We start from the raw sequence: 19759 nt of genomic DNA on the forward strand, positions 1-19759 counted from the left end.
AATTTAATGTTTTTTTCTTGAAATACCACCTTCCAAAGGGAGAGATTGATTCCAAGTTCCCGCCGGGTAGACCCCCCCATTAGGGAGTTGCTTTTGGATTTTAATCACGGAAACTTTCTTCCGATAACTAAATTATACTACTACCTTTAGTTTTAGCAGCCAATAAATCCACACCCTGAGAAAGAGTACGGAACTTAAATGCGATTCCGATAAGCAACTATAATAAGTTTTACTTGATGTGAAACTTCTGTCAATATTCAAAGCTCAGAGTAAGCCTTGTATGGAATACCCCCTTCTGTTAAAATCAAATATATCACTAGGACTAAATACTTACCAGCAATGCAGTTAGATCAGTGCGACGGGAAAAAGCAAACTCTTTTTGTCTGCCCGTCCAACTAGTCTTATTTATTGCTGAGTGGAAAGAATTCAGGAAAAGCCACTAAGGTCTCCTGGCTTCAAAATGCAGTGAGAAAAATATTGATTGAATCATCTTTAGTATCTATCTTAGAGGAGATTTATGACTAAGCCGGAACGCATAGTACTGATTGGAGTAGCAGGAGACTCGGGATGCGGCAAATCAACATTTTTGCGTCGCTTATCAGATTTATTTGGAGAAGAATTCATGACAGTCATCTGTTTGGATGACTATCATTCTCTAGATAGAAAGCAGCGCAAAGAGACAGGTATAACTGCTCTTGACCCCAGAGCAAACAACTTTGACCTCATGTATGAGCAAATTAAAGCGCTCAAAAATGGTCAAGCAATTGACAAACCAATTTACAATCACGAAACTGGTACAATCGATCCACCAGAGCGAATTGAACCAAATCATATTGTAGTAGTTGAAGGGCTACATCCTTTATATGATGAACGGGTACGTGAACTGATTGACTTCAGCGTCTACTTTGACATTAGCGATGAAGTTAAAATTGCTTGGAAAATCCAGCGAGACATGGCGGAAAGGGGACACCGTTACGAAGATGTCTTAGCTCAAATCAATTCCCGTAAACCTGATTTTACTAAGTACATCGAACCGCAAAGAGAGTTTGCTGACGTAGTTCTCCAGGTATTACCCACTAACTTAATTAAAGAAGACAAAGAACGCAAAGTCCTGCGGGTTCGGATGCTGCAAAGGGAAGGTAAAGATGGCTTTGATCCAGTCTACCTTTTTGATGAAGGATCAACAATTCATTGGACTCCTTGTGGACGCAAGCTTACCTGTTCCTACCCAGGAATGCAATTGTACTACGGGTCTGATGTATACTACGGTCGCTACGTCTCGGTATTAGAGGTAGATGGTCAATTCGATAACCTCGAAGAAGTAATTTACATTGAAACCCACCTCAGTAAAACATCTACTAAATATAAAGGTGAGATGACTCACTTGTTGCTGCAACACCGTGAGTATCCTGGTTCTAACAATGGTACTGGTTTATTCCAAGTATTGACAGGATTGAAAATGCGTGCTACATACGAGCGCTTAACAGCTAAGGAAGCTCAACTGGCTGCGAAGGTGTAGGAAAGAAGGCAGAGGAGCCAGTGCCGTGGGCGGGTTTCCCGACTTGAGGCATCTGGCGTGGCAGAGGGCAGAGGGCAGATGTTTTTTAACACAACTTCTGCTTTGTGCCTTTTAACTTCTGTTTTAATTTTGCCGAGATTTGTGAAGATAACATAATAGCGACGATAAATTATAAAAATATTGTTATGATCTCAGGTTGAAGCGACTGAACTAATTGTGTAAATTTAGTCAGTTTACAACCTACTCAAGGAGGAATTTAATTTGTCACGTCGCTATTTTTTTACCTCCGAGTCTGTGACCGAAGGACATCCAGATAAAATCTGCGATCAGATTTCTGATACTATTATTGATGCCCTACTGACACAAGACCCAAGCAGCCGTGTTGCAGCTGAAGTAGTAGTTAATACTGGTTTAGTATTAATTACTGGTGAAATTACTACCAAAGCTCATGTTAATTACGTCGAGCTTGCTCGCAAGAAAATTGCCGAAATTGGCTACACTGATGCCGATAACGGCTTTTCTGCTAATAGTGCAAGTGTTCTCATTGCTTTGGACGAACAATCTCCTGATATTGCCCAAGGTGTTAATACCGCTCAGGAAACCCGCGTTGAGGATAGTGATGAACTATTCGACAAGGTTGGTGCAGGCGATCAAGGGATTATGTTTGGCTTCGCTTGTAACGAAACGCCAGAATTCATGCCTTTGCCCATCTGTCTCGCGCATAGAATTGCTCGTAGACTAGCAGCAGTACGTAAAACAGGTCAATTACCATACTTACGTCCAGATGGTAAAACTCAGGTAACTGTGGTCTATGAGAACGGTAAACCTGTAGGTATTGATACGATTCTGGTTTCAACTCAGCATACAGCAACAATCGGTGACATCACTGATGAAGCAGCAGTACAAGCCAAAATTAAACAAGACCTCTGGTCTATTGTTGTGGAACCAGTATTCGGCGACATTGATGTGAAGCCAGATGCAGAAACACGCTTTTTAGTCAACCCCACAGGCAAGTTTGTCATTGGTGGACCTCAAGGTGATTCTGGTCTAACTGGGCGCAAAATTATTGTTGACACCTACGGTGGCTACTCACGTCATGGTGGTGGAGCTTTTTCCGGAAAAGATCCCACTAAAGTAGACCGCAGTGCAGCTTATGCTTGTCGCCATGTGGCAAAAAATATTGTCGCTGCAGGTTTGGCAGAAAAATGTGAAGTCCAGCTAAGTTATGCTATTGGGGTAGCAAGACCAGTGAGCATTCTTGTGGAGACTTTTGGTACAGGGAAAGTCGATGATGAGACTTTGTTGGAATTGGTGAAACAGCATTTTGAACTGCGTCCGGCAGGAATTATCCATTCCTTCAATTTACGTAATCTACCAAGTGAAAGAGGCGGACGTTTTTATCAGGACGTCGCGGCTTATGGTCATCTGGGCAGAAACGATCTCGACTTGCCTTGGGAAAAGCTTGACAAAGTAGAATTACTTAAGCAAGCAGCAGACAAGTTACTGTCGGCGGCGATCGCCTAATCCACAAACTTAATTAACTGCGTAGGGCGAACGGTAGTTCGCCCTAAAAATGTGCATATCAAAAATAATTAGCTATAATCAGGACTGTGCAGTTTGGCGTTTATGGTTTCTACACAGAAGTATAAATGTTTGTAGAGTGTCAAGATATGTATTTAGTTAATAATTAATATAATTTGCCACTTTTATGAGTAAGAAATCTAAAATTAGAAAAGTATCAGGTCTTCACCTTAGTCAATGATTTATCAGTGTCAGCCAATCAGCCCTCCACCGATGAACTCCCAACGATAGAATTTCCCTCTAGAGGGAAACTCAAAGCTAGTTCTTGGCGCATCCATCAAAAAATTGGCTATGGGTACTTTTTGGCAATTGGAATCGGTTTTTTTGGTTCACTTACTGGATTAATAATTTCTAACTACTACAGAGCATTGGAAATTAGACAATTAAATCATGCTACTTTTCAAGCTCAAATGTTAGCTGATTATAAGGAAGCATTAATAAGTGCACAAATAAATAGCTTCGGCTTAGTAGCTGTAATCGAAAATCCCGAAAAACTTGCCAGCAAGAAAACAGAATTTGAGAAAAGTGTTAAAAATGCCAAAGAAGTAGAGCGTAGAATTACCAGCTTTCTTAAAGGTAAGCCAGGAAAATTAGCAGCAACTGAATCAACTTTACAAACTTTATTATATGAGTACTCCACAAATATAGATTCATACACAAGACAAATAGAGTCCGCCTTACAACAATTGCAACAGGGACAGACTACAGCTACGCGAAATAGGCTGTTAGCAATTATGGCTGGTGATACAGCAGTAGAAATAGATCAGTTATGTAAAAGATTAAGTAACATTCTACAAAGCGCACAAGAACAAGAACAGGAAAAGAAAAAAGATTTAGATCAAGCAAAAGGAGTAGAAAGATTAATTGTAATTGCGAGTATGCTACTATCAGTGGCGATCGCCGCAATTATAGCATGGCGAACTTCGCGAGCGATCGCAGAGCCAGTAATCACAGTAACTCAAGTTGCTGAACAAGTAGCAAAAAAATCTAATTTCGATTTACGCGCCCCCATCACCACCGAAGATGAAATTGGATTATTAGCCAAATCGCTCAATCGACTGATCGAACAAGTATCTAAACACACAAAAGAATTAGAACAAGCCAAAGAACAAGCAGAATCTGCTAACAAAGCAAAAAGTCAGTTTCTTGCCAACATCAGTCACGAGTTACGTACACCATTAAATGCCATCATCGGCTTAAGCAAACTACTAGAAGATGATGCTGTCGATCTGAATTTAACAGATGACTTTATTGCCGATCTTGAATCCATCAACTCTTCAGGAAGACACTTACTAACCTTAATCAACGATATCCTAGACTTATCAAAAATTGAAGCAGGTAAAATGACATTTTACCCAGAAACATTTGAGTTAGCCGCGTTAATTAATAACGTAGTCTTCACAGTCAAACCTTTAATAGAAATCAATGCCAATGTTTTAGAAGTTGACTTCGAGCAAGAACTAGGTATCATGTATACTGACCAAACAAAGCTACGGCAAGTACTATACAATTTACTGAGTAACGCCGCCAAATTCACCACTAACGGAAAAGTAAAGCTTTTAGTAAAAAAAGAAAAAGTTGAAATAGATAACATCCTCAGTGAAATTATTATCTTTGCTGTTAGAGACACGGGAATTGGTATGTCATATGAGCAACAGCAGCAGTTATTTCAACCCTTTACTCAAGGAGATGCTTCCACTACGAAAAAGTATGGTGGTACAGGGTTAGGCTTAGCAATTAGCCGTCACTTTTGCCATATGATGGGGGGTAATATTTTTGTCGAAAGTGAACCAGGAGTGGGTTCAATTTTCACAGTTAGCTTACCTTTGAAGGTTAAAGACTAGACAATCCGCCTAGCGCCTAGAACCTAGAACTGAAGTTCTAGGCTTATAGCTAAAGTCAGAAGACAGCTGACTAAACTTTTGATTTATTAAAAGGCATCAAAAAAGCCAGTAACTTCTGTCTTCACCACAAAGCCTTCCAAATTACTAGGTATAGATTTTTGCACCCCAGCATCTCGTAAGTAAACCACAATTACTTCCTGCCCAATTTCATTTCTTTGGATACCAACGCCAACCACCCCGTCAATAGATAGTAATCTCTGCTCGTGTTTTTGCTTAACACGCTCAATTTGAGATTGAGGATTCAGCGACATAGTAAAGGGCATAGCTACTTCTTCCACCAGTGGATTCAAATTAGGATTGTCAAAACTGGGATTTTGGTCTATTTCCATTGCCGCAATAGCTCCAGTAAAGTTGAAAAGTAATAACAGTATTGTAGAAAATATTAATCTCAGCATCATGGCAAGTCGTCATTCCCCCAACTCCCCGATCCTCAGGAGGCACAAAAGGATCATGTTAAAAACTCAAGTCCAGCTTCAGCTAACTGCGTAACTCTTGCAGTCAGCTGTCTTCTGACTTGAGCTATTAGCCTTGAACTGAAGTTCAAGGCGTAGTCATCATTTAGGTATAAAGGCTAACATCCAAAGCCCGCAACACAGTACGCATCTTGTTCGCAATAGTTAAGCCGCCACCACCAGCAAATAGCAAACCAACAGGGTTACGTTGATTATCCCAAGTCCAGATGGAAGAACCAGAGTCACCGCCAGCACTAAAGTCGCCGCCAAGACCACGTATAATAATCTGATCGCAGAACAAAGCAACACGACCACTACCGTAGTTCACCCTAACGCTAGCATTGATGTCAGTAATCTGACCTCTAGTTAACTGAGTTGTGCGTCCCGACTTGCCTACAATCATGTTTAATTGAGGATCTCTAATCAGGCTGCTAATGCGGAAAAGTTCAGGCTTTCCGCCACTAAGATAGACTAGCTCACGACGAACGCGATCGGGCCAAGCCCAACCAGTGGCAGCATCAACATAGTTGCATCTGCCATCAAAGTAAATCGGAACGTACCGCTCTAAAATAGCGATGGGGTTTGGACTACAAGCATTCTTGCCACCATCATAAGGTCCAGGTTGGTAAATATGGTCGCCAAAACTAGCATTATTTGTGTTGGCAAGGACATGATTGTTGCTAAGAATCAAGAGCCGATTGGGGCGATAAGCCAGACAGCCTAATGTACCTGCTGTAATCTTGAAATGTCCCACAGAGACACCCCCAGGAGCAGGCCTCATACAGAATCGATGCGGTTGTACATCGATAATTCCAGATACAACCACATTAATAGGAACATTATCGCTGGCAGCTGCTGAAATACCCATAGAGTCAACGAGAACAGATTTGATCTCATCTACGGAAGTTTGTTCTACAACATAGACATTGATTGCCGTAGCACCAGGTGTCAAACCTAAACTCGAAGGTTCATCAGGAACACCTAAACCAACACCAACAATGTTGTTAGCTCCTTGAGGAGCGAATAAGGCTTGTGAGCTTGAAACACCAACTAGTCGAGATAGTTGACTTTCAATCTGTGTTTTAATCTGCACCAGATTTTCATCTACACCAGAATATTGATCTGCACTTGGTACAGGCATAGCTGCCTCTTCGGTATTAACATTTTCAGGTACAGCAGCTTCTTCAAACTCAGATTGCATCTGATACTGATTAGTTGTGCTTTCTGTGGGTATTTCAAATTCTTCGTTTGTTTGTGAGTTTGTCATGATTCACCTTTGTGTAATTGTAATTAAACTCTCTTTTGACCAGAGACAGGGTTTACTGAACCCATATCTATAGGTTCTTCGAGAAAATAAAAAGCGTCGATACTGATAAGTTAATAAGTTTTATTTGCTGAACTTAAGGTGAAAATTGTAGAGCAGGTCAGATAACTTCATAAAAACTCATAAAAATTTATTCAGTTGAGATTAAAAACTAGTTCAGCTTGGCGCTCTTCTCCTGGCGGAGACGCTGCGCGAAGGCGTCTTGGCGGTTCATAACTCAATTAAAATTGCCATAGCGTGACAATTTCTAAATTTAGGAAATAGAATAAGATATTAGAAAAATTTTGATAAAAAACCATCCTGAAACATGGATTTTGAAATAGTTCTACAAGTAACTGATGCCGCAGTTTTTGCCAAGATACGTAGACATTTAAAAGACATCGAAATCGCCATTCTTCGAGGATCTTGGCAAGGTCAAAATTATGATGATATCGCCAAAATTTATGGCTATACTCCCAAATACCTCAAACAATACGTTGGTCCGAGGTTATGGCATCTACTTTCAGAAGTACTGGGAGAAAAGGTAAGTAAAACAAACTTTCAAGCAGCACTGGAGAGGCGGGCAACAGTGAGGGAGTGGGGGAGTACAAGAGTGGGGGAATCTAACCCCCCTCTTCCCCCCGAAGTTCGGGGGGATTAAAGGAGGGTACAGATTGGGGAGAGGCAATTGATGTATCTGTTTTTTTTGGTCGCCATGATGAACTTACTACCCTCACTCAATGGATAATACAAGATCGCTGCCGTTTGGTAACAATATTAGGTATGGGAGGCATTGGTAAAACTACTCTCGCCGTTAAACTGGCACAACAAATCCAAGGTGAGTTTGAATACCTGATTTGGCGAAGTCTCCGTCATGCCCCACCCTTAGTCTCAATCTTGACAGATTTAAACGAATTACTGACAAAAGAGTCACAAACCGTCATACCAGAAACTGTAGATTGTCAAATCTCCTGCCTGCTAAAAATCTTGCGGCGCAAGCGCTGTTTGCTCATCCTTGATGATTGGGAGACGGTTCTAAGTAGTGGAGACATAGCTGGCTACTATCGCCAAGGCTATGAAGGTTATGGAGAGTTGCTCAAGCGTGTAGGAGAAGAACCTCACCAAAGCACATTGGTATTCTTGAGTCGGGAAAAACCAATAGAATTAGCGGAACTTGCGGGTGTTACTTTACCTGTGCGTGTTTTGCTTCTCAAAGGTTTTCCGCGACAAGATGCTATAAAGCTTTTGGCGACAAAAGGTTTTTCTGAGACAGAAAAAGGTTTAGAAGAACTAATTCAACTATACCGAGGTCATCCTACGGCGTTAAAAATTGTTGCCACCACAATTAAAGATTTATTTAATGGTAACATCTGCCAATTTATGCAGCAAAGTTCGTTAGTGATTGGAGATATTTTTTCTCATCTTTTGAACGAACAATTTGCACGTTTATCTTCTTTAGAAGAAAAAATTATGTACTGGTTGGCAATTGAATGTCAGCCAATTTCACTTGAGCAATTAAAAACCAACTTAGGGGTTGGGGTATCTAGTTCTGAGTTACTAGCAGTGCTAGAATCTCTTTCCAGGCGATGTTTGATCGATAAGGCTAGTCTTTTGCTAATGGAACAAGAACAAACCTCGGTTGATAGTACAGCCTTGTTCACCCTCCAACCTGTGATCATGAAATATGTTACTAATTTATTTGTAGAAAAAATCTGCCAGAATATTATTGAAGTAATTAGAACCAAGTCTATTGAAAAACTAGGGTTACTTAGAACCCATGCCCTCGTTAAGCAGGAATCAGATGATGTCCAGCAGTGTCGGCAAGTGCGTCTCATACTTACACGGATTCAGGAGCGTCTACATTTGGTTATGGAAAATACCAATGCTATAAAAGAGCAGCTACAAAATCTGCTTTCACAATTACGTGGGTATCCCGGACGAGGAAATGGATACGCAGAATACAATCTACAAAAGCTGCTGAGAATAACAGAAACAGGGTGGTAACCGCCATGATTTGTCCAGGAGTTATACTTCAAAATCGCTTCCGAGTTGTCCGTCAAATTGGTTGCGGTGGTTTTGGTCAGGTGTTTGAGGTGGATGATGGCGGTACACTAAAAGTACTCAAAGTTCTCAGGTTAGAGCGTTTTTATAACCCAACAGTGAAAAATAAGGCGATCGCCCTATTCCAGCGAGAAGCCCAATTGTTGAGTAAAATTCGGCATCCCGGCATTCCGCTGGTAGAGCCACCTGGATATTTTACTTGGAGTGAAGGTACAAGTGAGCCGTGGCACTGTCTAGTGATGGAGAAAATACCAGGTACTAACTTAGAAGATTGGTTGCAAGCCAGAGGTAATCAACCCATCACCACAGAACAAGCCTGTGAATGGTTAACTCAGTTAGTAAAAATTATTCAAGAATTACATAAACATCAGTATTTTCACAGAGATATTAAACCATCAAACATTATGCTCAGACCAAACGGGCAGCTAGTGCTGATTGATTTTGGTGCTGTGCGAGAAGTGACAACAAGCTACTTACAAAAACAAAAAGGTAACGAAACAGGTACTGTACTTATTTCTGCTGGTTACACACCGTCAGAACAAGCTGAAGGTTATGCTGTGCCACAATCAGATTTTTTTGCTCTAGGACGTAGCTTTGTCTATTTACTTACTGGTAAATCACCATTGGAGTTTCCCAAAAACCCCCAAACAGGAGAATTAATTTGGCGTGACGAGGCAAATGTATCACAGCATTTGGCAGATTTGATCGAGCGCCTCATGGCTCCTTTTCCTGGACAAAGACCGCAAAATTGCCCAGAAATATTACAATACCTACAACAAACTCAACCATACTCCCTTTTGTCATTCGCGCAGACGATACCAGGTATTAGCTCTCTGGTATCGAAGTGCAATGCCAAAGATACACCACGCCACAACAAAGGTTTTTATTTAGCTTTAGCTAGTTTATTGTTGTTAGGGGTTGGTGGCTTGTGGAATTTTTCCCCAACTATTGCTTCCCAATTAAATCGACAAGGGTTTGCTGACTATAAAAACAAACGTTTGAATGCTGCTGAGTTTTACTACAAATTAGCTCTAGTTTTTCAGCCCAAAAATCCCAAAGCTAATTACAACTTGGGAGTGCTTTACGAAGATCGACAAAATATGCCTAAAGCGCGTGCAGCTTACGAGATATCTGTTCAGCAGGGTTTTGATAAAGCTTATAACAACTTAGCGCGATTGTATATTTTGGACAACAAATCGGCACTCGCAATGCCTCTGCTCAATTCAGGTTTGCCACTTGCTCAAGAAACCACAACTAAATATGCAATGTTGAAAAACCTTGGTTGGGCGCAAATGAAATTGGGGCGTTACCAAGAGGCGGAAGTTAATCTGAAAAAGGCGATTGAACTGAGTGGCACGCGCTCTAGTGCTCATTGTCTCCAAGCTATGCTTTTAGAACGTCAAGGTAGTGTTTCTGTCGCTGCTTGGGATAAGTGTGATAAATATTACAAGGACAATGATCCAGATGTAAAGCAGTGGATAGCGTCTCGTACCAAGAAAGATGAAAATTCAAAGGATTACTCTGTTGTATCCTCAGTTGTTAATGAGCGCGAACCGCAAAGACACAAAAAGAAAGGAATAGGGTTATGAGGTATGCTGTAATGGGTGCTAAGGGGAAACAAAGAAGTATTTTTCTCCTATTTTTTGCTGTTTTGTTTTTGCTTTTGATTTTGGTTGTACCTGAGCGAATCGTGGCAGATGGTGGTAGGAGTAATGAGGTACTGGTTGCACAAAATTGTGGCAATGGTGATACCTCTGTAGCTCGTAGTCCTACTGATATTCCTTATGTGATTAGTCCTCGCAATACTTTATTATTATCTAATCAGCCAAAGCTACGCTGGAATTCTCTTTTGGATGCTAAAAGTTATACTGTAAGTCTGGTTAAGGGTGACAAAACTGTTTGGGAAACGACGGTAGGTAAAAATGAAGTTGTGTATCCAGGAAAACCAGTACTTGAGGCTGGGGTAGAGTATTTATTAAGTGTTAAAGCTGATAGTGGTAAGTCATCGGCAGAAGTACAAGAATCTGCACGGGGATTTAGGTTATTGCCTACTTCTGTTGCTCAAGTTGTTAAGGTGGCGATCGCTCAATTGAATAGTCAACAAATACCACAGAAGGTGAGAGGATTGGCGAGTGCTTATATTTATAGTGGTGCTGATTTGAAGTCGGAGGCGATTGAAACGCTTGAGGCAATGGTGGCTGGTGGGGTTAAGGATGTTAGCGTGCATCATCAATTGGGGAATCTTTACTGGCTTACGGGTGTGAGTTTGCTCTCGGAGATTAATTATAAGGAAGCTGTTAAGTTGGCGAAGTCTTCTCAGGATTTGCCAGAATTGGCAGAGATTTCTTCTGCTTTGGGTAGGTTGTATGTGGCGATTGGGGAGAAAGGTGAGGCTGTTAAATGGTTTAGTCAAGCACGTGATGTTTATAAGGCTTTGGGTAATACGCTACGGGTTAGGGAGTTGAATGGGCAGGTGGATTTGATGAAGAGAAGTTTGATTTGATGAACCGCCAAGACGCCTTCGCGCAGCGTCTCCGCCAGGAGAAGAGCGCCAAGGAAAGAGGAAGAGAGGAAGAGAGGGGAGGTGTATCCGGAATGTGGTGATTTGATTTGGTAGCTATGTTTGTGCCAATTAATTTTGAAATCACTCTCGAAGTGGAGCTTTGTTGTATGAGTTACCAAGGTTTATCTCAAGATAAAGATGCGCGTAAAGTTGAAGCGACTCTGTTGGTTGAACATGCTAATCGGCAGTATGAGGAAGCTTTAATAGCTTACCAAAAGGCACGAGATATTTATCAGGAAATTGGTGAGCAGGTTTTTGCTACTCTTATTTCTCATCTGATTCAAGGCAACATTTCTAATGTTTCCAATACACAAGAGTTTGTTTCTCCTGTCAGACATACGAAGAACGATCAAGGCATTTGGGATAATCCCCCAATTATTAATGGTCCTAAGTAATGGAAAAAATCGCTCTCATGCGCTTTATGCTATGCTGGTATAACCGTTAGACTTGTAGTCTACAGCATTTCACAGCAGGGTTGCAGCGGCAGCGCGATTTTTCCCAAAAATTCAAGATATGCAATTTTGAGACGTTATAGCTTATGACTACCAATTTAGTCAAAAATATTACTGATAAGTCAAAATCTGAGCATCCTTGGATGAAATTTGCGGGTAAGTATAAGGATGACCCACAATTCGATGATATGCTGGCGGATATAGAAGTATATCGACGTGAACGAGATGCAGAAATGGCAGAATATTACCGACAACTGGACGCTGAGGAAGAGCAAGCGTGAGTTTAGCTTTAGTATTAGCTTACACACAATTGCAAGAAACATTAGAAGATTTTAAAACTATCAACGTACTCGAATTCAATCCAAATGCTGCTAATTGCTACACAAAATTACTCAAGCAAAAAATTCGTATCGGTACGCAAGATTTACGAATTGCGGCAATTGTAACTTCTCTTAATGGCATTTTAGTAACGCGCAACCAACGAGATTTTTTGCCTGTACCTGGCTTGCACTTTGAAGATTGGACAATCGAGGATTAGTGCGCTCAAAATGACATTGAATAATTAATTACTATGCAGAAAACTGACACAAACGCACTTAAACCTATCTTGGACTATTTACCAGAACGTATTAAACAGGCAATAGAGGAATACTCTCAAGAAACCCAACTTCCCCCGGAATTGGTGATTGAGTTGGCGATAGCTCATTTCTTAGATGTAGACTCTGTGACTTTTGACGATTGTCGGATTGAGTCACCAGGTATTCTTAGAGAACAGAATAAAATCCTCAAGATTCAGTTAGCAGCTATCGAGGGTGCTCGCTCAAGTACGTAGTTCATCATTTTCTCCTAACCTGTCATCAGCGAGATAAAATTAAGGTAAAGCTTTTCTCATGCGTTTACCCGATCTTAACTGGCGCTTGGCGATCGCTGCAATGCTTCTCGGACTGACTTCGCCACTGTATCCACAACCAGTATTAACAACCACTATCTCCCATTCAACCTTTCAACAAGCAAAGCAATTGTATGACTTGGGGGTTGAGCAATATAATCAACGTCAGTTCTCACAAGCTCTCAAAACTTATCAAAAAGTTCTCGAAATTTATCGGCATGGTAAACAAGAGGATATTGCCAAAACTCTCTACGCTATCGGAATCACTTACATCCAACTAGCTCAATATCAAAACGCCAGCGATTTCCTCAATCAAGCATTGGTACTTTACCGTAATATAGGCGAGCGCCACAGAATTTGTGATACTCTCAATAGCTTGGGGGCAGTTTACAATCATCTCGGTAATTATTCACAAGCACTCTCTTACTATCAGCAAGCTTTGGCGATTAGCCCAGAAGTAGGTGTAACTGCTGATATCCTTAATAATATTGGTGGAATCTATCAAGCTACAGGGCAGTATAATAAAGCATTAGAATACTATCAGCGCACTCTTGATATCCACCAGAAAATTGGTAATAAGACAAGTATAGCCCACACTCTTAACAGTATTGGGGGAGTGTATTATGAACAGGGGCAGTATTCCCAAGCACTTAAGCTTTCTCAGCTTGCTTTAGCGAATGCTCAATCTGCTCAAAATTTGCGAGAGCAAGGCAATATTCTTAATAACATTGGATTAATTGAGAGTGAACTCGGTCAATATATTTCAGCTATACAATATTATCAGCAAAGCTTGGCAATCCGCCGCAAAATAGGTGACTATTCAGGCGTTGGTACGACACTGAATAATCTTGGCTTCGCCTACAATCACATGAAGAAGCATTCCCAAGCCTTAGAATTTTATCAGCAAGCTTATTCTGTTTTTAGAAGTATTGGTAATCAGGCAAATGTTGGTAAAACTCTCAATAATATTGGCTTTACTTATCAAGCTTTGGGGCAGTATTCTCTAGCACTCAAGTCTCTTGAAGAAGCGTTGGCTATTCTTCAAAAAGTAGGCACTCGCCCTTCGGTTGGGCGTACTCTCGATAGTATAGGAACTGTTTACAAAAGTTTAGGTAAGTATTCCCAAGCTTTAGAAGCATATCAACAAGCGTTAGTCATTAGTCGGGAAGCAGCGCAACGGCAAACTGTTCGAGTTATCTTAAGTAATATAGGCGATGTGCTAGCAAAACAAAACCAGCCAAAATTAGCCATTATTTTCTACAAGCAATCAGTTAACGTTACCGAAGCCATTCGCAAAGAATTGCGATCGCTTGCACCTAAACAACAGCAATCTTACACAGTAACCATAGCTGATACCTATCGCCGACTTGCAGATTTGCTGTTACAAGAAGACAGAGTGTTAGAAGCACAACAAGTTTTGGATTTACTCAAAGTACAAGAATTAGATGATTATCTACGTAATGTACGGGGAAACGAAAAAACTGCCTTGGGTATTGATGCATTACCACCTGAGAAACAAATTAATGATGGCTTAGATACCATTTTAAATAGACAAATTCAACTAGGTAAAAAACTTGCTGAATTACAAAACATTCCCCTCGACAAACGCAATCAAGAGCAAGTTAACCAGATAGCACAGATTACTAAACAACAGCAGGAAATTAGCCAAGAATTTAACGAATTTCTCAAGAGTGAGGAAGTTGTTGCGGCATTAGCACAGTTAAATTCTACAGCAAGACAGCAAAGTGTGCCTCTTCGGTTACTGAAAACCTTGCCAGATAACTTACAACGGTTGAACCAAAATGCCGTATTGCTGTATCCTTTAATATTAGAAAATCGTTTAGAATTGGTATTAACAACGCCTTACACACCCCCAATTCGTCGTAAAGTTGAGGTGAAAAAGGAAGAACTCAACCGGGCGATTGTTGAGTTACGGCAAGCTTTAGAAAATCCCGATGCAAATGTCAAAGTTGCAGCACAAAAATTGTATAACTGGTTAATTAAACCGATAGAAAAAGAACTTGCTGCCGCCAATGCCAAAACTATCATTTACGCGCCCGATGGGCAGTTACGTTACATTCCTTTATCTGCTTTATATGATGGTAAACAGTGGCTGGTACAACGTTTCCGTACTAACTATATTACTGCTGTGAGTTTAACAGAACTCGACACTAAACCTTTACCAAAAATTCAAATTTTAGCAGGGGCAACTACAGGTCGTCACATTGTTACAGTTGGATCTGCTGCGTTAGCATTTTCTAGTTTACCATATGCAGGAGCGGAAGTAGAAAATTTGGCGGCGATGATGCCGGGAACTAAGAAACTTTTAGATAGTGAATTTAGTCGCGAAAAAACTATCCCTTTTTTGAACAATTATACTTTTGTACATATGGCGACTCATGCCATGTTTGTGACGGGAAAGCCAGAAGATTCTTTTATTTTGTTGGGTGATGGTGATAAGATCACGTTGGCTGAAATTCAAAACTGGTCACTTCCTAATGTAGATTTAGTAGTTTTAAGTGGTTGTCAAACAGCTATAAGTGGTAATGGCGAAGAGATTTTGGGGTTTGGCTATCAGATGCAAGATGCAGGCGCAAGAGCAGCAATCGCTTCTTTATGGAAAGTAAATGATGGTGGTACACAAGCGTTGATGAGTACTTTTTATGCAGCGTTGCGTCAAGGCATTACCAAGGCAGAAGCTTTACGCTACAGCCAAATTGCCATGATTACAGGCAACTACTCAGAAATAGCGCCACAAGACAGAGGAATTCTTCAATCAACACGCGATCGCTTACCGCCGAAGGTGACAGATCGTCTCAGTCACCCCTATTACTGGGCACCTTTTATTTTAATTGGCAATGGTTTGTAAACATGGACATTTTTCGTAGTCAGGGCTTTAGTCCTTATTATCTCTGTAAAATGTAAAATTTGATATATTCTGAAATTTAAATAGCTAATACAAATTATACTTTGGAATAAGTCAGAAAAAAATCTGTTCAAAGGAACACACGTTTTTGTCAAAAAGCAAGTATAAATTCACACAAAATTTGACAACAAAATAAGCAAAATAGAAAAAGAATTTAGCCATGAGCAATGGTAAAAATACGAACCATAGCGGCTTGCCTAAATTAGAATTGGAAGACAATCAAAAGGCAAGTAGGAGCAGGAACCGCTCCGCTCCCCCCTCGATCAATCTGCTGTCAAAACTTCTACAAGTGATTACAAACTTGGCAGCAAAGATAGTAACTGGACTCACCCAGCTATCTTCTCAATTGTCTAGGAGCATGAAAAGAGGCGCGTTGATCACCACGCTCCTGACAGTAACCATTATAGTTGGACACAGTGTCTCAGCGCAGATCACTGCGCTACCTCCACTTAACCAGGTAAAGGTTCCAGAACCAGATAATCTTGGGGACTTTATCCAGAACAAGGTAGCGGCGATCGCACTAGGAAAGTCTCTTTTCTGGGATATGCAGCTGGGCAGCGATGGCATTCAATCTTGTGCCAGTTGTCACTTTCATGCCGGAGCAGACAACAGATCCAAAAACCAGATCAGTCCAGGTTTACGGGATAGAAATTTCACTACTGGAGGTGGTCCGAACTACCAACTGACAGCAGCAGATTACCCCTTCCATAAGCTGGCAGATCCGAATAACATATCCTCAAATGTTGTTTCTGACAGTAATGACGTGACTGGCTCTCAGGGAGTCTTTAGATCAGAATTTGTTGATGTCGTTCCAGGCAGTGACAAAGACAAGGTGACGCCTCTAGAGGATGACGTCTTCAATGTGAATGGTACAAATGTACGCAGAGTAACGCCCCGCAATTCACCGACAGTGATCAACGCAGTGTTCAACTTTCGTAACTTCTGGGACGGACTGGCTCAGAACACTTTTAACGGGGTGAATCCCTTGGGGTTGAGAGATAAAAATGCTTTTGTTTTAAAAGCAACTAGACCAAGGCGGCTAGAAGATGTGGCAATCAGTCTCAATAATTCGTCTCTAGCTTCACAAGCAGTAGGACCGCCACTCAATGCTCTTGAGACTGCGTCTGAAAACTTACCGATCGCGCCATTTAGGGTTGAAGAGTCCGAAACAGAGGATACAGTTAGTGTGTTCAACGCACAAGGTCAGACTGTTAACAATAACGCTGATGCGGAGCGCTCAACGGATGCTAACTCCACAGAGCAACAACTTCAGGCGTCAGATAGTCCGCGTTTTAGAAGGATAGGTAGGAAACTTGGTAAGAAACTACTTTCTGTACAGCCCCTTGCTAAGCAGATTGTGGCTTATGATGACAGCGTTTTGGGTTCTTTAAGCAAATCTACTGCGCGATCGCCTAGACCTGGTTTGAAAAAGTCTTATGAGGCGCTGATCGAAGATGCCTTCAAGCCGGAGTGGTGGCGTTCCAATATCATCATCCGCATCGATCCACAAACTGGCAAGCGAACTTTCTTGCGCAAGCCGCAGCGACGCTTGAGTACCATCGAATACACGCTGATGGAGTACAACTTCTCGCTTTTCTTTGGGCTAGCAGTTCAGGCATACGAGTCAACACTAGTGTCTGCTAATACACCATTTGACCAGTTCTTAGCTGGAAACACTAATGCTCTGACTACCCAGCAACAACAAGGTTGGAACATTTTCCAAAACAAGGGTTTGTGCATTGGCTGCCATGCCGGAGCGGAATTGACGCAAGCGTCAGTAAGCAGCGTCGCTCAAAGGGGACGAATTACTCGTGCGCCCTTTGGTCCAAGACGCCCTGAGGACACTGGCTTCTTCAGTATCGGTGTCAGACCTGCTAGCGAAGACCCCGGTTTGGGTGGTAATGATGGTATAGATGGTAATGATGAGTTCGGAAATCCACAGGGCAATCCACTGTCGGAGGTACGACTAGCTCAGCAAGGGACATTTCAGCAGCTCTTGGGCGAAAACCCTCCTACCCTCAATCCCCCGCTTAGCTCTACTGAACCTGTAACTGCAGACGGAGCCTTCAAAACACCGGGACTCCGCAATGTGGAACTCACTGCTCCCTACTTCCACAATGGTGGTCAGTTGACTCTAGAGCAAGTAGTTGATTTTTACAATCGGGGCGGTGACTTTGGCGGTTTACCTGTGCTGAACCTCACACCAGAGGAAAAACAATCGCTAGTTGCGTTTATGAAAGGGTTGACTGATGAGCGAGTCCGCTTTCAAAGAGCGCCCTTCGATCACCCGCAACTGTTCGTTCCTAACGGACATCCAGGAAACCAAAACTCCGTCACCAACGATCCCAACGTCCAAACCCAAGACGGTGTTCGGCAAGCTACGGATGCTCTGTTAGAAATCCCGGCTGTTGGTCGTAACGGTGGTAATCCTCTGCCAAACTTCCTGGGAGCAACTCCCTAAATAGGAACACTCCCACCCCTTGGGTTGACTTGCTTTAAAACACGTAGTTCCTAACTGATCAAAAGCCTGGTAAACCAGGCTTTTTTAGTGCCAATGAAGCCCAGAGATCTCTTTGACGATCTCAATGATCAACATAGCAAACTAATAAACACGTGTATTCAGGCATGGTGGCGACTGACTCTATTTCGATGCCAGCCACCGATGATGTTAATTGTTTGTATTAGTGGCAACAACAGAGGGAAACAGCACAATGAAAGTTTCTAACTTCACCCAAGAAAACTCGGCTCTGCTTCTGATCGATCATCAAGTTGGCACTATAAAGCTCATCAAAAACTTGCCAAGCCGCGAGGTGGAGAAAAACACTCTTGCACTTGCAATCATTCGCAAAGGTACTCAAGATACCTGTGGTTTTGACAAGTAGCCAGGAGGAGCGGTTTCAAGGTTTGCTAATGACTGCTCTAGCAGAAAGTCTACCCGAAGCCTACTCGGCAAGAGTCAAACGTGCAGGCATCGTAAATGCTTGGGACGATGAGAACTTTGTCAAAGCAGTCAAAGACACAAATCGCACTAATTTAATCATGGCTAGCATTACCACGGACGTTTGCCTGGTTTATCAAGCAAGCTTCTAACCCGTCCTGGTTCAAGGGCGAGCTAGAAGCAGCCTCAAGAACTACAATCGCTTTCATGCTCTTCTATGCTATAGTAGTAAAGCTGTTATGCTTGTATTCTAGCAGGGGTGCAGGAAAAGCGCGGTTTTTACTCAAAATCAAAGATATGTAACCTTTAGGCGCGACAGCTTATGACTACTAATTTAGTAAAAAATAGCTGATTATACTGGGTTATGCTTATGAAGATCGTTACCCACTCGTAGCCCCTAAACTGAAAAAATAGGAGCATGACCGAAACTGAAATTAGGGAGGAAGCCGACAAGATTCTCGAAATCCTCATTTCAAAGCCATTTGCTGAATGCTTCCCTTTAACAAGAGATTTTAAGCAGTTGCCCACATCCCCAGGTATATATGCCCTTAAATCTAGGGATGAGAAAATTCTGTACATTGGCAAATCAGGTGGGATAAGAGCGCGATTCCGAAGTGGGCATAATGCCTTAACCCAGGCTTTTTTTGATAGATTAGATCCAACAGATTTAAGAATTGCGGTTTTTGTTGTAACAATTCAACGGGTAAGGTTGCTATCAGAATTAGAATCATTAATTCTCCAAAAAATTGATAAACCAAGATATAACAGTAGAATCCCATCGAGAGAGTAAGTACTATGCAGAAAACTGACACAAACGCACTTAAAAATATCTTGGACTATTTACCAGAACGTATTAAGCTGGCAATAGAGGAATACTCTAAAGAAACTCAACTCCCCCCTGAATTGGTGATTGAGTTGGCGATCGCTCACTTCTTAGATGTGGACTCGGTGACTTTTGACGATTGCCAGATTGAGTCACCAGGAATACTTAGAGAACAGAATAAAATCCTCAAGATTCAGTTAGCAGCTATTGAGGGCGAGCGCTCAAAAACTCAAGCAATGCCGAGGTAATTAATACCACACAAGCAATTGTTGGGTCTTCAGAATTAATGGTGATGAATTTTTTTAATATAAAACAGGACTGACTAGTTTAAACAAGCTAAAATTTATC

Annotated in this window: 19 protein-coding genes; 17 read left to right on the forward strand and 2 right to left on the reverse strand. The window is 41.6% G+C overall.

Features of this window, described 5'->3' with window-relative positions; translation table 11 throughout:
* Positions 1–517: 517 nt before the first annotated feature.
* The 3 genes from ICL16_RS14710 (at position 518) to ICL16_RS14720 (ending at position 4944) form a co-directional block, all read left to right on the forward strand.
* The gene (locus ICL16_RS14710; RefSeq protein ID WP_190828856.1) at positions 518–1519 is read left to right on the forward strand and encodes a phosphoribulokinase; all 1002 of its coding nucleotides are present in this window, start codon (positions 518–520) and stop codon (positions 1517–1519) included.
* Between the two features lie 261 nt (positions 1520–1780).
* Positions 1781–3043 carry a methionine adenosyltransferase gene (metK, locus tag ICL16_RS14715; protein ID WP_190828859.1) on the forward strand — a complete coding sequence of 421 codons (1263 nt, stop codon included), beginning with the start codon at positions 1781–1783 and terminating at the stop codon, positions 3041–3043.
* Positions 3044–3288: 245 nt separating this feature from the next.
* Positions 3289–4944, forward strand: a complete 1656-nt coding sequence (locus ICL16_RS14720; RefSeq protein WP_190828861.1) for an ATP-binding protein — start codon at positions 3289–3291, stop codon at positions 4942–4944.
* Between the two features lie 86 nt (positions 4945–5030).
* Here the strand turns inward: ICL16_RS14720 and ICL16_RS14725 are convergent, their stop codons facing one another.
* Positions 5031–5402 (reverse strand): hypothetical protein, encoded by a 372-nt coding sequence (locus ICL16_RS14725; protein ID WP_190828863.1) that lies wholly within the window; start codon positions 5400–5402, stop codon positions 5031–5033.
* A 160-nt stretch (positions 5403–5562) separates the two neighbouring features.
* Positions 5563–6723 (reverse strand): chymotrypsin family serine protease, encoded by a 1161-nt coding sequence (locus ICL16_RS14730; protein WP_190828865.1) that lies wholly within the window; start codon positions 6721–6723, stop codon positions 5563–5565.
* 364 nt (positions 6724–7087) lie between these two features.
* Between ICL16_RS14730 and ICL16_RS14735 the strand changes: the two genes are divergently transcribed.
* The 14 genes from ICL16_RS14735 (at position 7088) to ICL16_RS14800 (ending at position 19659) form a co-directional block, all read left to right on the forward strand.
* Complete coding sequence (locus ICL16_RS14735; RefSeq protein WP_190828867.1) at positions 7088–7420, forward strand: helix-turn-helix domain-containing protein; 333 nt, start codon at positions 7088–7090, stop codon at positions 7418–7420.
* A gap of 26 nt (positions 7421–7446) precedes the next feature.
* Entirely contained in the window at positions 7447–8763 is a 1317-nt protein-coding gene (locus ICL16_RS14740) for an NB-ARC domain-containing protein (protein ID WP_337907009.1), read from the forward strand.
* Positions 8764–8768: 5 nt separating this feature from the next.
* Positions 8769–10409: a serine/threonine-protein kinase gene (locus ICL16_RS14745; RefSeq protein WP_190828877.1), complete on the forward strand. Its 1641-nt coding sequence runs from the start codon at positions 8769–8771 to the stop codon at positions 10407–10409.
* Complete coding sequence (locus tag ICL16_RS14750) at positions 10406–11323, forward strand: tetratricopeptide repeat protein (protein WP_190828880.1); 918 nt, start codon at positions 10406–10408, stop codon at positions 11321–11323. Before ICL16_RS14745 ends, ICL16_RS14750 begins: the two co-directional genes overlap by 4 nt.
* Positions 11324–11490: 167 nt before the next feature.
* Positions 11491–11778, forward strand: a complete 288-nt coding sequence (locus ICL16_RS14755) for a hypothetical protein (protein WP_190828882.1) — start codon at positions 11491–11493, stop codon at positions 11776–11778.
* 143 nt (positions 11779–11921) lie between these two features.
* Complete coding sequence (locus ICL16_RS14760) at positions 11922–12116, forward strand: hypothetical protein (protein WP_202895557.1); 195 nt, start codon at positions 11922–11924, stop codon at positions 12114–12116.
* Complete coding sequence (locus tag ICL16_RS14765; protein WP_190828884.1) at positions 12113–12373, forward strand: type II toxin-antitoxin system VapC family toxin; 261 nt, start codon at positions 12113–12115, stop codon at positions 12371–12373. Before ICL16_RS14760 ends, ICL16_RS14765 begins: the two co-directional genes overlap by 4 nt.
* A gap of 33 nt (positions 12374–12406) precedes the next feature.
* Entirely contained in the window at positions 12407–12667 is a 261-nt protein-coding gene (locus ICL16_RS14770) for a hypothetical protein (RefSeq protein ID WP_190828886.1), read from the forward strand.
* Between the two features lie 58 nt (positions 12668–12725).
* The gene (locus tag ICL16_RS14775; RefSeq protein ID WP_190828888.1) at positions 12726–15593 is read left to right on the forward strand and encodes a tetratricopeptide repeat protein; all 2868 of its coding nucleotides are present in this window, start codon (positions 12726–12728) and stop codon (positions 15591–15593) included.
* Positions 15594–15810: 217 nt separating this feature from the next.
* Positions 15811–18111 carry a cytochrome-c peroxidase gene (locus tag ICL16_RS14780; RefSeq protein WP_190828890.1) on the forward strand — a complete coding sequence of 767 codons (2301 nt, stop codon included), beginning with the start codon at positions 15811–15813 and terminating at the stop codon, positions 18109–18111.
* Between the two features lie 250 nt (positions 18112–18361).
* Entirely contained in the window at positions 18362–18532 is a 171-nt protein-coding gene (locus ICL16_RS14785) for a hypothetical protein (RefSeq protein ID WP_190828892.1), read from the forward strand.
* Positions 18522–18740, forward strand: coding sequence for a cysteine hydrolase family protein (locus ICL16_RS14790; protein ID WP_238360780.1), 219 nt, complete (start codon positions 18522–18524; stop codon positions 18738–18740). The genes ICL16_RS14785 and ICL16_RS14790 overlap by 11 nt, the downstream gene beginning before the upstream one ends.
* Positions 18741–19006: 266 nt before the next feature.
* Positions 19007–19378: a GIY-YIG nuclease family protein gene (locus tag ICL16_RS14795; RefSeq protein ID WP_190828897.1), complete on the forward strand. Its 372-nt coding sequence runs from the start codon at positions 19007–19009 to the stop codon at positions 19376–19378.
* Between the two features lie 5 nt (positions 19379–19383).
* Complete coding sequence (locus ICL16_RS14800) at positions 19384–19659, forward strand: hypothetical protein (protein ID WP_190828899.1); 276 nt, start codon at positions 19384–19386, stop codon at positions 19657–19659.
* The last annotated feature ends 100 nt before the right edge of the window (positions 19660–19759 follow it).

It is taken from the genome of Iningainema tapete BLCC-T55 (genome assembly GCF_014698965.1).
Taxonomy (GTDB): Bacteria; Cyanobacteriota; Cyanobacteriia; order Cyanobacteriales; family Nostocaceae; genus Iningainema; species Iningainema tapete.